The following is a 14,394-nucleotide window of genomic DNA, read 5'->3' as shown; positions in this document are numbered from 1 at the left end:
AGCGGGGCTTTTTTGTTGCCTCTGAACAATACTGCTAAGATGCTCCACCTTCATTTTTCATGATTAAAATTGATGTCACGTTTGACTGAATCACCGACTTGGCAGGCTCTGCAAGCCCAACAATTGCAGTGGCGTGACCGAACTTTGCGCAGCTTATTTCAAGAAGACCCCGCGCGAGCGGAACGATATAGTGTCGAAGCGGCTGGTTTATTTCTCGATTATTCTAAAAATCACATTGATGATCCAACGCTCAGCTTATTGCATCAATTAGTCGAAGATGCTGCTTGGCAAGACTGGCGTAACCGTATGTTTGCCGGCGAGCACATTAATCATAGTGAGGGGCGACCTGTTCTGCATGTGGCCTTGCGCGTACCTGCTGAAACGCATTTGACATCAACCGACGGTTTGCACGCAGAGATTGTAGCGGCACGTCAGAAAATGTATGACTTTGCTGAGCAGGTGCGCAGTGGTCAATGGCGCGGCTATCAAGGCGATTTGATTACTAATATTGTCAATATTGGTATTGGTGGTTCCGATGTTGGACCTTCGATGGCCTATGCTGCATTGCAGCCTTATGCGAGCCCAGATTTAACTTTATTTTTTGTTTCTAATATTGATAGTGCACAGTTAAATGATGTGCTGGCTCATTGTCAGCCCAGCAATACTTTATTCATCGTATCGTCAAAAAGTTTTACGACGCTGGAAACGTTAACCAATGCCCGCGGTGCGCGCGCTTGGTTTGAGCAGCAAGTAGGCAGCGATCCAAAAGCTTTTGCGCAGCATTTTGTAGCTGTTACCGCCGCGCCGAATGCCGCCATTGAATTTGGTATTCCCGCTAAAAATTGTTTTTTATTTTGGGATTGGGTGGGTGGGCGTTATTCCATTTGGTCCAGTATTGGTTTGCCTTTAGTGCTGGCGGTGGGATCTGAGCAATTTGATCAATTTCTAGCCGGTGCGTATGCGATGGATCAACATTTTTGTACCGCACCGATTGAAAAAAACATGCCCGTTATTTTGGCTTTGTTAGGCATTTGGCAGCACAATTTTTGGGGCTGCACAAATTATGCGTTGTTGCCATACGCTCAACGTTTAGCGGGTCTGCCTTTGTATATGCAGCAGCTGGATATGGAGAGTAATGGTAAGAGTTGGGATCGTGCAGGAGAATGGGTCGATTATAGTACCGGACCGGTGTTATGGGGCGCAGCCGGCACGAATGGTCAGCACGCATTTTTTCAATTACTACATCAAGGGACTCAACAAATTCCTATGGATTTTATTTTGCTTGCGGAAGGTGATGCACATTGGCCGCAGCACCACCAGTTTTTGTTAGCTAACGCGCTGGCGCAGATGGAAGCTTTAATGCAAGGTAAAAGTAGAAGCGAAGCAGAAACCGAATTATTGCCCGGTGAAGCGAAATATTTAGCGGTGTATCGACAGTTTGCCGGTAATCGTTGTAGCAATGCTCTGATATTACCGCGTCTTGATGCTTTCAGCTTAGGCGCATTGTTAGCTTTATATGAGCATAAAGTATTTGTGCAGGGGGTTATTTGGCGCTTGAATTCTTTTGATCAATGGGGTGTCGAATACGGCAAGGCCTTGGCTAAGTCAGTGAGCGCTTGGTTGGGGCAAGAAAAAATGCCGACGACGGTGAGTAGTTCTACTCGACGGCTGGTGGAACGCCTAAAAAACAGGTAGAGTTTCACTTTCTGCGAAATTGGTAAGTCAATTAGCATTTAAAAATCAACTGGTTAGCAGTGGGACTGAAACCAGAATGTAAAATTAGTCAGTATATTGACTAACAAAGCGCTGAAGGTTTACCAACCTCGCTATTTGTTAGTACCGTACTGGGGGAGACAACGTGAATTCAATACGTGCATTAGTGGGCGTTGCAGCCTTGTGTGTGATCACCTTGAGTTGGGCCGCGGATACCAGCGCGCCGGGACGTGAAGAACTTAAAGGTATTGATGATCAAGTTCAGACACTTAAAAAAGACGTTATCCAGATTAATCAGGAGCTGTCTTTATTAGAAGAGAAGTTACTCTTCCCATCGACCACTCAAGTCTCTGTTTTCTTGTCTTTATCCACCAAAGATGAATTCTTTCAAGTTGATTCGGTGGATTTCACTTTAGATGCACAAGTAGTTGCTAATCACGTTTACAGTTTCCGTGAAGTGGAGGCCTTGCAAAAAGGAGGCGTTCAACGGCTTTACACGGGAAATGCGACCACTGGCAAACATCAAGGTACCGTCACTGTTAAAGGTCGTTCGGCGGGTGAAGGTACTAGTTATACTCGCAAAGCAGCGTTCGAGATCAATAAAGAGTTGGGTCCAAAGTTTGTTGAAATACAAGTGGTAGGTAATCCTGCTGATCCTCAAATCAAGGTTAAGCATTGGTAATCACAGTGCGCTGTTGTAACAATCTTTTTTTGCAATATTCAATTCGTGCTGGCGCAGGTTTAGCGTTATGTATGTCTATGCTAGTTGCGTCTGCACAAGAACAACGAGCGCCGGCTTTACGTGATTTGTATTACGGCGAAGCATTGTATTACTGGTATAGCAAAGATTATTTTAATGCCATCGTACGGTTGGACGCTGAATTGATTCAGCATTATCGCTTGGATGAACCTGGCCGTGATCCTTTTGTGGAACATCGTAATGATGCGGAGCTATCGACCGGTAAACTCGAACTCGCTTTTCGAATGCATCAAAAAACCGGGCGCGCTCTTGAAAAGCTTATTAATAACGACAAAGCAGATGATCAGACGCGCAATACCGCGGCTTATCATTTAGCGCGTTTGTATTATCAAAAAAGTGATTTTGAAAATGCCTTGCAGGCCTATAACAAAATCAAAGGTAAGTTACCCAAAGAATGGGAAGACCGCATTTATTTGTTGGGCGGCCAAATTCAAATTACCCAAAAAAAATATCCTGAAGCCGTTAAATTATTAAAAAACGTACGTTCACCACCGTGGGATGCATACGCCATTTACAACACGGGCGTAGCCTTGATGTTGGATGGCAAATTAGAAGATGGCGCACAAAAACTGGATCAAATTGGTCGCTTTAGCATGGGCGGCGAGGAGATGAATGCTTTACGTGATAAAGCAAATGTCGCTTTAGGTTATCGTTTATTGCAAGAAGGCTATCCGCAATTGGGCCGACCTTATCTCGATCGCGTGCGTTTAAGCGGACCGTATTCGAATAAAACATTATTGCACGCGGGTTGGGCAGATGCGGCTCAAGGGCAATATAAGCGCGCACTCACACCGTGGACGATTTTGAATGCTCGCGATCCACGGGATGCAGCAGTGCAAGAATCATTGCTTGCATTACCTTTTGCTTATTCCAAATTAGAAGCTTATGGCCGCGCCGCGATTTTGTATGGCAAAGCAGTCGCAGAATTTGATAAAGAAATTGACCGGCTCGATAGTTCAATCTTAAATATCATGCAAGGTAAATTACGGGATGCACTCTTGCGTGATCCTGATGAAGTAAACGATTCTTTTATTGAGTCACTGGTAAAAACTCCAGACGCACCGGAAACCCGTTATTTGCTCGATTTAATGGCGAGTAATGATTTTCATGATTCTATTAAAAATTATCGTGATTTAGGTCGAATGAAACGTAATGTGCAAGATTGGCAACGCAGTTTGCAAGCTTATGATGATTTGTTGAAAACCCGTAAACAATATTACCAACCGTTGTTACCTGTCATTGAAGATCGATTCCATTATCTCGACACCATGTTGAATTGGGTTGAACGTCGTCGTAATCAGTTAGTAACACAGTTACAAAGCACACAAAATCGTCGAGATGTTTATGCATTGTCGACTAAAGAAGAATTGGAATGGCAGCGTCAATTTCAGCAAATAGAAAATAAAATTCGTCAATTACCACCACAGCCGGGTGTTGCTGATGCAACGGCGCGGCTTGCTCGTTTAAAAGGTCGTATTTTTTGGAGCTTGAATACCGAATACGACACACGATTAGCGCAAACGCACCAACACGCAAAAGAATTGGATCAATTATTAGCGACGCTACGTGCACAGCACGCCGTAATTGTGCGTTTAAAGAAAGAGGCTTATCAAAGTTACGATGGTTATCAGGCACCGTTTCAGCGTAATGCCACTAGTTTACAGTCCATGTTGACGCGTATTGATGGTGTAATGGATCAACAAGCTCGTTATTTAGAAAAAGTTACCGTAATGGAACTTGATCGTCGGCGCCAAAAGTTGGCGGACTATCGCGTGAAAGCCCGCTTTGCATTAGCAGAAAGTTACGATCGGGCCACCAAAAAACAAGCGCGTGATGCTGAAGAAATAATGAAGCAACAACAAAGTATTATTAAAGAGGAGCGCGATAAAGCAGTAGAAACCCCTGCTGAATCGGTTGCTCCCGTTGCTGCCGAATCGGATAAAAGTACTACGGTACCTGCGCTATGAAAACCGATACTTATAAAAACTATTTAAAAGTGAGTTTTATAACCGTCATTGCGACCTTAGGTGCGGGCTGTTTAGGCGGCGGTGTTAATTATCGCGACAGTATTGCGAGTTTGCGTGACCAAGAAGTTGTTATTGATGAGCCGATCATTGAAGACTCATTAGAAAAAGCGATGTCAGCTTATAAGCAGTTTCTTTTAGAAATGCCGGAAGATGCAGCCGCTTCACCTGAAGCGATGCGTCGGTTAGCCGACTTGCAGTTAGAAAAAGGCTCGGGCACTTATGAATTCGTGAAACAAGTGCGTCGTGATCGTGAATTAGGTGCGGATGGAAAATTGATTGCGGGCGCGCCTAAAGCGGCTCCCAAAAAGTTTTTTTCTGCGGCTGGGGGCGAACAAAGTTCAGCTGATTTTGAAGTATTGTTTCCTGGTAATGCAGAAAAAACTGTTATCAAAGGTCGTGAAGGTAGTGCAGCAGTAGATTCACCGATTGTCGCGGCGATGCAAAAAAATAATGATAAGCCTCAGCAACCAGGTGAATCAGATAAAGATTTTGAACGCCGTACCACTGGCGTAACAACGTTGGCAGCAAATGCCGGCAGTGATATACCGGGTGCAGAAGCCGCCGCCGATACTGAGCAAGCCATCAATCTTTATAAAACCTTGTTGGAAAAATATCCTAATTACGATCGCAATGATGAAGTGCTTTATCAATTAGCACGTGCCTATGAAGAAACTGGCCGTCAAGATGAAGCCATGGTTATTCTTGATCGCATCGTTAAAACTTATCCGAATACGCGGCATATCGACGAAACCCAATTTAGACGCGGTGAAATTTTCTTTGTGCGTAGCAAATTCCTGGATGCTGAAAAGGCTTACGGTGAAGTCATTAAAATTGGGCAAGTTTCTGCTTATTATGATCAATCATTATTTAAACGCGGTTGGTCATTATTTAAACAAAGCATGTATGCCGAAGCACTTGATGATTTTGTAGTGTTGCTTGATATGAAAACAGCGTCAGGTTATCACTTAAATCCTGAAGCCAATAAAACCGAATATCAGCGCGTTGATGACACGTTACGCGTGATGAGTTTAACTTTTTCCTACATTGGCGGCCCGAGTTCGATCGTCGAGTATTTCCAAACTCGCGGTCCGCGTAGTTATGAAGATTTGGTCTACGCTAGTTTGGCTGATCACTTTTTAGAAAAACGTCGTTATGCTGATGCGGCAGAATCGTATTTGACTTTTATTAATCAATATCCGATGCACGAAAAAGCACCAGCATTTCATATGAATACGATCGATGTTTATATCAAAGGTCGCTTCCCTATTTTGATTATTGATACTAAACGAGATTTTGCCGCGCGTTATGCCATCAACGGTGATTATTGGCGCCAACATGATATTAAAAAATCCCCTGATATTTTGGCCTTTATTAAAACCAATCTAAATGATCTGGCTAAGCATTATCATGCTTTGTCGCAGCGCGCCGGAAAGCCGGAAGAACGGCAAGCGGCGTATGTTGAAGCGGCTCGCTGGTATCGAGAATTTTTAGCGTCTTTCCCTCAAGATGTACAAGCGCCGGCCATGAATTTCTTATTGGCTGAATTGTTCTATGAAAATAAAGCTTATAGAGAAGCGTCGGTGGAGTATGAACGAACTGCCTATGCTTATCCTGCACATGAAAAATCAGCTGAAGCAGGTTACGCGGCGATTATAGCGTTTCGCGATTATGAAAAAGTTGTGCCCGTGCATCAACAAGCGAATGCTCATAATGAAATGATTCGTAGCTCTTTACAATTTGGCGATACTTTTCCTACCCATCCTGAAGCGCCCGCAGTGCTGACGAATGCGGCGGAAAATTTGTATGCATTGAAAGAGTATGATCGTGCTATTGATGTGGCAGATAAAGTCGTTAAAGATCATCCTAAAGCAGATGCAAAATTGTTAATGGCAAACTGGATTGTGATTGCACATTCGAAGTTTGAATTAGCGCGTTATGATGAAGCCGAAGCGTCTTATAAATCGGTGTTAGACCTGTTGCCCAAAGATGATCAGCGTCGTTTAATTGTCGTAGATAATTATGCTGCTTCCATTTATAAGCAAGCGGAAGTATTAAAAGATAAAGGCGAGATTGACAAAGCGGTTGATAATTTCATGCGCATAGGACAATTGGCGCCAGATTCAAAAATTCGCCCCAATGCTGAATATGACGCCGCAGTTATTTTAATTACTGCAGAAAAATGGGATCGGGCAACCGTCGTATTAAGTGGCTTTCGTCAACAATTCGCCAGTCATAAATTGCAATTTGATGTGACTACAAAATTAGCTTACGTTTATCAAAAAAATGGCAAATTAGCGGAAGCGGCGTTGGAATATGACCGAATTGCAGAGCAAGCAGTAGAGCCTGCTGTGAAAAAAGAAGCGATGACATTGTCCGCTGAGTTTTATGAAAAAGCAGGGCAATTAGACACAGCAATTTCTCGTTATGAGCGTTTCGTGAAAAATTATCCGAAGCCTGTAGAGGACGCAGTGGAAGCGCGTTATCACATTGCTCAGTTGTATCAAAAAACCGGTAAAACAAATAATTACACCGACATGCTAAAAGAAATTGTGCGCGTTGATAAAACCGCGGGCAGTGAACGCACCGACCGTACAAAGTATTTGGCCGCTAAATCTGCGTTTGTATTAAATGAACCGATTTTACAAGTGTTCAAAGAATCGCCATTAAAAGAACCATTCCAAAAAACCTTGGCGGTTAAAAAAGAAAAAATGCAAAAAGCTATTAAAGCTTATAGCGAGCTTACCGAGTATGGTGTAGCTGAAGTGATTGCTGCGGCAACTTATCAAATTGCGGGCATCTATTATCAATTTAGTGTCGATCTGCTTAATTCTGAGCGCCCTAAGAATTTAGATGAGTTGGAGTTAGAGCAGTATCAGTTGGTCTTAGAAGAACAAGCGTATCCTTTCGAAGAAAAAGCAATTGCAGTCTATGAGAAAAATCTCGAATTATTATCCACCGGTATATTTAATGGTTGGATCGATAAAAGTATTGAGCAGTTAGGCAAGTTGCTGCCAGTGCGTTATGCCAAGCAAGAAGCAGGGGAGAACTTTGTCAATGCCATCTATTAACTCAACGCAGGGTTTATATGCAGCGTTATTGATGATGACGTTGATGTTGACTGCATGCACCGGTGGAATGAGCACGAGTGCTAATTATCGCGATCGTAAGCCAGTAGAAGTTAGTGCTGCGGTTGAAGCGCGGTTTAAAGAAGCATTAAGTTTTATGAAACAAGAGAAATATGCCGAAGCGATTCCATTATTGGAAGCGATTGTTGCAAAAAATGATCAGTTAACCGGCGCGTATATCAATCTTGGTATTGCTTATATGAAGTTAAGCGGTGATATTGATAATGCAGATAACATGGAAAAAGCCGGCGCTGCGTTAGCGAAAGCGGTAGCAGTTGATCCTATGAATGCCGTTGCGCAAAATGAATATGGTTTATTTTTGCGGCGCACGGGGCAATTCGAAGAAGCCAAAAAAGCCTATGAAAAAGCCATAAAAAGTGATCCAGCTTATGCCAAAGTGCATCTTAATTTAGGCGTATTATGTGATATTTATATTGATCTACCGAAGTGCGCAGTGGAACATTTTGAAAAGTATCAACAGTTAAATCCTAGTGATGCTCAAAAAGTTAGCATGTGGTTGAGCGACGTACGTCAACGTGCGGGTATTGCCGAGCCGAGCGCTACTCCGCCATCGGCACTACCTGTTGACAATTCGGTACCTGCCCCTGAATCAACAACTGTTGCTCCTGTGAGCAAGGGAAGTTAATGATGATGACTTTGTGGCAACGAGTTAGCGTTTGTATCTTATTGATCTGTGTTACGTCGCTGAGCTTCGCGCAAGGTGAGGTTGTGGATATGCGGGGTACATCCATTATTGGTAATCGTGAATTACCAAAAACCTTATTTATCGTGCCTTGGAAAAGTTCTGCGGTAGGTCTTGAAACACAATTGACCAATACTCTAGATGAACGCTTGATAGTGTTAGACAGAGATGTGTTTATGCGCGAATTAGAATATTACCAATTCGCGAATTCCGGAGACCCGGTCGCTGCTGTTGAGCCGTAAAGGCGAAATATTTTTTTGTACAATTAATTAAAATTACGAAGGTGAGGAGAGCGTTATGCAGTTGATTTATGATACTTGGCGATTTATGTATGAAGGTGGCATTTTTATGGCACCAATCGGTTTTGTGTTTGCTTGGGGCGTTGCAATTGCTATTGAACGCTATATGAAATTATCCAAAGTGGAACGTCAAAATCGCAGAATGTGGGCAGAATTACAGCCTGTTTTAGAAGAAGGTCAGTTTGAGCGCGCACGTGAAATGACAGCGCATTCGAATACTGAAATTGGCACGGTGTTAAGTTTAGGTTTGAGTCGCCATGGCGCAGCTCGTCGTCGTGATGATATCGAAATCGCGATGGAAGAAGGCATGATGGAAGTTATTCCTCAGCTCGAACGTCGTACTCACTATCTAGGTATTTTGGCAAACATCTCAACTTTGTTGGGTCTGCTGGGTACGGTTATGGGTTTGATTCAAGCGTTTAGTCAAGTAACTGGTGTCGATCCTGCTAAGCGTGCTGACGTATTATCAGGCGCGATCGCGGTGGCCATGAATACCACAGCGTTTGGTTTGATTGCGGGTATTCCTTTGTTGTTGTTGTATACATTCTTAACAACCAAAACCGGTCAAATTGTTGATAGCTTAGAAATGGCATCAGTTAAAACTTTAAATTTGTTATCTGAAGTTTCACGTCGTGAGGCGTCAAAAAATGGCTAGACGTCGGGGCCCACAAATCCCCCCGGATCTGGATATCACCGCCTTCTTAAATTTGATGGTGATTTTAGTGCCGTTTTTGTTGATCTCGGCGGTGTTTTCACGCGTTACAATTTTGCAATTAAATTTACCTTCCCCGGGTGGCGCTGCTGCCGCGGATGAAAAGAAAATTGCATTAGAAGTTATCGTACGAAAAGATCGTTTGGAAATTGGTGATGGTTTGCAAATTGTTACGCGTTTTCCAAATTCTAAAGAAGGTGAATACGATATTGCGGGTTTGCGAAATGTATTGCGTGAAATTAAAAATAATTTCCCCGATAAATTAGATGCCACCGTATTGATGGAGCCCGAGTTACGTTACGAAGCCATGGTAAAAGTTATGGATGCGGTAAGCCGTGTCGAAATTGAAAAACCGGGCGGCATTATTGATAGGTATGAATTATTCCCTGAAATTTCAGTGGGTGATGCGCCTTAATAGGCGCTCGAAGCAGGATTATTAAATGAAACAACAATCACGGCGAATGAAACGAATGGAGCGTGCGCGTAGTCGCGCTGTTCCAGCACTCAATTTAACTTCGTTAATGGATGTTTTTACTATTCTTGTGTTTTTCTTATTGAACACGTCCGGTAGTGCAGAAATGCAACCGCCCAGTAGTTTAAAGTTGCCTGATTCAGTAGCGGAACAAAAACCCGAAAAATCTACTGTCGTCATGATAACGCCTACCGATATTTGGTTAAACGAACGCGTTGTTGCGAGTACGGTAGAAGTGATGGCAAGTACAGCAGAAGATCCTGTGATCGAACCTTTGCGTGTCGCTTTAGAAGAAGAAGCTGCTCGGTTAGTGTTACCTGCTGATGACTCTGGAGCAAAACGTAATATCAATATTATGGGTGATCGTGAAATCCAATTTAAAGTATTGAAAAAAATTATGGCTACTAGCACGGTTGCAGGTTACGACAAAATCTCCTTAGCCGTTTCCCAAAAAGCTGTGCAATAAATTTTATAGGTTATTTGAGTTATGGCGAATCAAAACAATACGACACCACCCGTCAGCGAACAAGAACAAGCGCTGCAAGAGAAATATGATGAGACTAAAATACGTTTAGATATTGTTGAGCATGAGTACGCAGAAATTAATGCGGCCATGGCTGAATTAGATGCTAAAGATGCTACTGCACAAGCTTTAAAAAACCTCTCGCAACAATTAAGTCGTTTGGGGGATTTGCCGCCTTTGACCGAAGAGGGGCATTTATTTTTTGAAGATGTAATTTCTCCCGAACAATTAAAAAAACGTAGTGATGCATACGCAGCACGCATTGATCGTCAGTTAACAGCATTGCAAAGTAAACGCGCAGAAATCAAAAAGCAGTACGACGAAAAACGTCAAGTGCTTAGTGAAGCACGTGAAATCACGAATACGGCACGTGCTGAACTAGATAAAATCAGACCGCTTACACGTGCGCAAAAATACATTATTAATGATGCAGAAGGCAGACCTGTCGAGTTTGTTATGTATTTCCGGCATACCACAAACATGCCGTGGAATAGAGACGAAGACGATAAACGTTACAACCGTATTCGTTGGTTGTTATTGTTGTTGGCATTTTTGTTGGCATTTTTAATTGATTATTACATTGATAGATTGCCTGTCAGAGAGATACCAAAAGTTGTCATCTTGGATGATCGTTTTGCGCAATTAATTAAAGAGCGCAAACCACCGCCACCGCCGCCGCCACCACCGCCTAAAAAAGAAACTGATGATTCAGTGAAAAAAGATGATGGTATAAAGCCAGAGAAAAAAGCACCCGGTCCTAAAAACGACGCGGAAAAACAAGCGCGTGAAAAAGCGAGCCGTTCCGGTCTGCTCGCATTTCAAGATAGCTTTGCCGATTTAATGGACAATGATTTAGATCAATCGCTAGGTAAAAATGCGCGCGTAACAGCAGACGGTGCGAATGCACGTAAAACCGAACGTTCATTAATCACTAGCGCCAGAGGTGGTAGTAGTGGTGGCGTAGCGGTTGCGGGCATGAGTCGCGACGTTGGCGGATCTGGTTTCGGTGGTACAGGTTTAGGTTCGCGTGGCACACAGCGTATGACGGGTGTGATCAGCGATGAATTTGGTGATGCGAATGAACCGCTTGCTCAAGATTCAGTACGTGGTTCGCGTACTGATGAAGAAGTTCAAATCGTATTTGATCGTAATAAGAGTAGCTTGTATCAAATGTATCAGCGAGCTCTGCGTACCAATCCAACTTTGCGCGGTAAAGTAGTATTGAAATTAACTATTTCGCCGTCCGGCTCTGTAACAAATGTTTCAGTGGAGTCGAGTGAGCTTAAAGATCCAGAGCTTGAAGCGAAGATTGCAACACGTGTGCGTTTATTTAACTTTGGTCCTAAAGACGTAGACTCTATTACGATTCGTTATCCGATCGAGTTTTTCCCGCAATAATTATTTGAAAATTTTCAGACCGTCATATGTAAGTATGACGGTCTGTTTTGTTTTTGCTGTGAGCGCTAACAATGTCACGCGTTAAAATTATTAATAAAATAATTTTAAAAAAACATAATTAGAGTTTTAATTTTTACAGTAGGTTTTCGATGGCTAAATCCATTAGCACGAGGCGAGCCCATTATTTCAGTGCGGAAAAAGATAGGGATGCGTTTACTACTTGTTATTCATCGAAGTGTTTCCTCTATAGCAATAATACTTAAAGTTATTATTTCAGGCCGCCGCTAGCTTAGGGTGATCTGTCAGTGTCAGGCAGAATGCTGAGCAACTGTTAAGACAACGCAGCATTTAACATTCAGACTTCGATTTTTACCGTTGAATCTGTAGACTTGCCCGCCCGTGAGATTTGGCGCACAGATTGTTAATTAACTATCTATATACTCTACTAATGAAAGTTGTAATCTGGATGTAGATGAACAAATAGTTATGTTGTTGAGTGAGACTATTAGAGACTATAAGCGGATAGGTCGTGCATTAAGCGTGATCTTGTTCGCATTGCTATGTCTATGTATACAGCCTGCCCACGCCAAAAAAGAACAAGCTCGCGATAAATTCGATCATTTTACTACAGGCTTCGTGCTCGAAAATGCTCATGAAAAAGCTCCCTGTGCATCCTGCCATTTAGGTGGCTTATTTCGAGATACTCCTAATCAATGTGTAGATTGTCATGGTATTGATGCGCCTGACAATGGCACCTTATCGCGTGAAAAAACCCTTATAACGCTCGACCATATGGGCGTTGATACCCAATGTGTCGCCTGCCATAACACCATTGCTTGGTCGGATATCGTTACCGTAAACCATCAGCATGTACGCGGCGAATGTGCGGATTGTCATAACGATGTTATTGCTATGGACAAAGATGCTGCCCACATCAACAGCACCGATAATTGCGACGCTTGCCATTTAAATGGTCAAACGTGGCGTCCATTACACAAAATGGATCACAACGAAGTCACGGGCGATTGTGTCGATTGTCATAATGATGGTGACCAATTTGCGCGCAACTCTAAAGAAGACGATTTGTCTGGTCATATCCTCACGAGTAACAACTGCGAAGCCTGTCATGAACCCACAGCACCTGCATGGAATCCTGTCAAAATTCCGATGCCGCACAGTGAAATAGACTTATCAATACGCGATAACTGCCAAGCTTGTCACGATGGGCAAACAGCAACAGGCAAACATCCCGGACATATTCCTACTAATTCCGATTGTGATGTTTGTCATAACAGTACGGTTGATTGGAGAGATGTTTCTAGTACGGATCACACGGCTTTAACGGTGGATTGCGGCGTGAGCTGCCACACACCGACCGGGATTGGTCCGTACAAGAGCGGCGCACATCCGAGCACCAGCGAGACCTGCGAGTTATGCCATGCCGGCGGGGTTGTAACCCCGAACTGGAAGACCACCTGCGGTGATAACGACGGCGGCACCAGCGGCGCGGATTGCATGCGCCACAGCGACACCGTCTCAGCGGCGCTCACCTGCGATACCTGTCACGTCAGCGGCAATGCCTGGGGCGCGGATCTTAAAATTGCCACCCACATTCCGACCGGCACCGCCGAGTGCGAAAGTTGCCACACCAACAGCGGCACCAACTTCAGCGTCTGGACCGCGTGGACCTTTAACCACGCCAGTGATAAGAACGGCAACAGCTGCGTCGCGTGTCACGTCAGCACCACCGCCGCGCTGCGCAACAAACCGACGGCGGCGGCAAGCCATCCGGGCAGCACCAATACCTGCGAGCGTTGCCACGTTGAGAACGACACCATTGGCCTTGCGCAATGGAGCACCAACTGCGGCACGACCGGCGACACGGATGCGGGCAAAGACTGCATGGATCACGGCCAAGCCAGTGGCACGGTCTTAAGCAACTGCAACAGCTGTCACAGTGGGGCGCATGCATTAGCGATGACCAAAGCGGACAAAGTAGGCCATCCGATCACCAGTGCCGAATGCGATACCTGCCATACACCCGTTAAATACACCGACTGGACCGGTGCAGGCTTTGATCACAGCAGTACCGTTAGCGGCTGCAACGCCAGTGGCTGTCACATCAGTGGCGGCGGTCGGCACAAGAACGATTACAGCGCGGTGACTCATATAAGCTCGACCGAGACCTGCGAGTTATGCCATGCCGGCGGGGTTGTAACCCCGAACTGGAAGACCACCTGCGGTGATAACGACGGCGGCACCAGCGGCGCGGATTGCATGCGCCACAGCGACACCGTCTCAGCGGCGCTCACCTGCGATACCTGTCACGTCAGCGGCAATGCCTGGGGCGCGGATCTTAAAATTGCCACCCACATTCCGACCGGCACCGCCGAGTGCGAAAGTTGCCACACCAACAGCGGCACCAACTTCAGCGTCTGGACCGCGTGGACCTTTAACCACGCCAGTGATAAGAACGGCAACAGCTGCGTCGCGTGTCACGTCAGCACCACCGCCGCGCTGCGCAACAAACCGACGGCGGCGGCGAGCCATCCGGGCAGCACCAATACCTGCGAGCGTTGCCACGTTGAGAACGACACCATTGGCCTTGCGCAATGGAGCACCAATTGCGGCTCAACCGGCGACACGGATGCCGGCAAAGACT

Annotated in this window: 11 protein-coding genes; all 11 read left to right on the top strand. The window is 44.7% G+C overall.

Features of this window, described 5'->3' with window-relative positions:
- Positions 1-72: 72 nt before the first annotated feature.
- A complete protein-coding gene (gene pgi, locus H0W44_00055) occupies positions 73-1,695 on the top strand; it encodes a glucose-6-phosphate isomerase (protein ID MBA3580824.1) in 1,623 nt (540 codons plus the stop codon).
- Positions 1,696-1,858: 163 nt separating this feature from the next.
- Positions 1,859-2,395 (top strand): hypothetical protein, encoded by a 537-nt coding sequence (locus H0W44_00050; GenBank protein MBA3580823.1) that lies wholly within the window; start codon positions 1,859-1,861, stop codon positions 2,393-2,395.
- 71 nt (positions 2,396-2,466) lie between these two features.
- Positions 2,467-4,440, top strand: coding sequence for a hypothetical protein (locus H0W44_00045; protein MBA3580822.1), 1,974 nt, complete (start codon positions 2,467-2,469; stop codon positions 4,438-4,440).
- Positions 4,437-7,568, top strand: a complete 3,132-nt coding sequence (locus H0W44_00040) for a tetratricopeptide repeat protein (protein MBA3580821.1) — start codon at positions 4,437-4,439, stop codon at positions 7,566-7,568. The genes H0W44_00045 and H0W44_00040 overlap by 4 nt, the downstream gene beginning before the upstream one ends.
- The gene (locus H0W44_00035) at positions 7,555-8,271 is read left to right on the top strand and encodes a tetratricopeptide repeat protein (protein MBA3580820.1); all 717 of its coding nucleotides are present in this window, start codon (positions 7,555-7,557) and stop codon (positions 8,269-8,271) included. The genes H0W44_00040 and H0W44_00035 overlap by 14 nt, the downstream gene beginning before the upstream one ends.
- A gap of 5 nt (positions 8,272-8,276) precedes the next feature.
- Complete coding sequence (locus H0W44_00030; GenBank protein ID MBA3580819.1) at positions 8,277-8,570, top strand: hypothetical protein; 294 nt, start codon at positions 8,277-8,279, stop codon at positions 8,568-8,570.
- Positions 8,571-8,625: 55 nt separating this feature from the next.
- On the top strand, positions 8,626-9,282 hold the full coding sequence (locus tag H0W44_00025) for a MotA/TolQ/ExbB proton channel family protein (protein ID MBA3580818.1): 657 nt from the start codon (positions 8,626-8,628) through the stop codon (positions 9,280-9,282).
- Positions 9,275-9,754, top strand: a complete 480-nt coding sequence (locus tag H0W44_00020; protein ID MBA3580817.1) for a biopolymer transporter ExbD — start codon at positions 9,275-9,277, stop codon at positions 9,752-9,754. The genes H0W44_00025 and H0W44_00020 overlap by 8 nt, the downstream gene beginning before the upstream one ends.
- 25 nt (positions 9,755-9,779) lie before the next feature.
- The gene (locus H0W44_00015) at positions 9,780-10,277 is read left to right on the top strand and encodes a biopolymer transporter ExbD (GenBank protein MBA3580816.1); all 498 of its coding nucleotides are present in this window, start codon (positions 9,780-9,782) and stop codon (positions 10,275-10,277) included.
- 21 nt (positions 10,278-10,298) lie between these two features.
- Positions 10,299-11,732, top strand: coding sequence for a TonB family protein (locus H0W44_00010; GenBank protein MBA3580815.1), 1,434 nt, complete (start codon positions 10,299-10,301; stop codon positions 11,730-11,732).
- A gap of 636 nt (positions 11,733-12,368) precedes the next feature.
- Positions 12,369-14,394: hypothetical protein (locus H0W44_00005; protein ID MBA3580814.1), on the top strand; the 2,026-nt coding region annotated here is incomplete at its 3' end.

Source organism: Gammaproteobacteria bacterium (assembly GCA_013817245.1).
GTDB lineage: Bacteria > Pseudomonadota > Gammaproteobacteria > HTCC5015 > HTCC5015 > JACDDA01.
The sequence above is the reverse complement of the archived record's forward strand: the minus strand, read 5'-3'. Positions and strand labels throughout refer to the sequence as shown.

Bases quoted from the DNA above. Each gene is read 5' to 3' on its own strand.
- pgi (MBA3580824.1), top strand. From the start codon at position 73: ATGTCACGTTTGACTGAATCACCGACTTGGCAGGCTCTGCAAGCCCAA.
- H0W44_00045 (MBA3580822.1), top strand. From the start codon at position 2,467: ATGTCTATGCTAGTTGCGTCTGCACAAGAACAACGAGCGCCGGCTTTA.
- H0W44_00040 (MBA3580821.1), top strand. From the start codon at position 4,437: ATGAAAACCGATACTTATAAAAACTATTTAAAAGTGAGTTTTATAACC.
- H0W44_00035 (MBA3580820.1), top strand. From the start codon at position 7,555: ATGCCATCTATTAACTCAACGCAGGGTTTATATGCAGCGTTATTGATG.
- H0W44_00030 (MBA3580819.1), top strand. From the start codon at position 8,277: ATGACTTTGTGGCAACGAGTTAGCGTTTGTATCTTATTGATCTGTGTT.
- H0W44_00025 (MBA3580818.1), top strand. From the start codon at position 8,626: ATGCAGTTGATTTATGATACTTGGCGATTTATGTATGAAGGTGGCATT.
- H0W44_00020 (MBA3580817.1), top strand. From the start codon at position 9,275: ATGGCTAGACGTCGGGGCCCACAAATCCCCCCGGATCTGGATATCACC.
- H0W44_00015 (MBA3580816.1), top strand. From the start codon at position 9,780: ATGAAACAACAATCACGGCGAATGAAACGAATGGAGCGTGCGCGTAGT.
- H0W44_00010 (MBA3580815.1), top strand. From the start codon at position 10,299: ATGGCGAATCAAAACAATACGACACCACCCGTCAGCGAACAAGAACAA.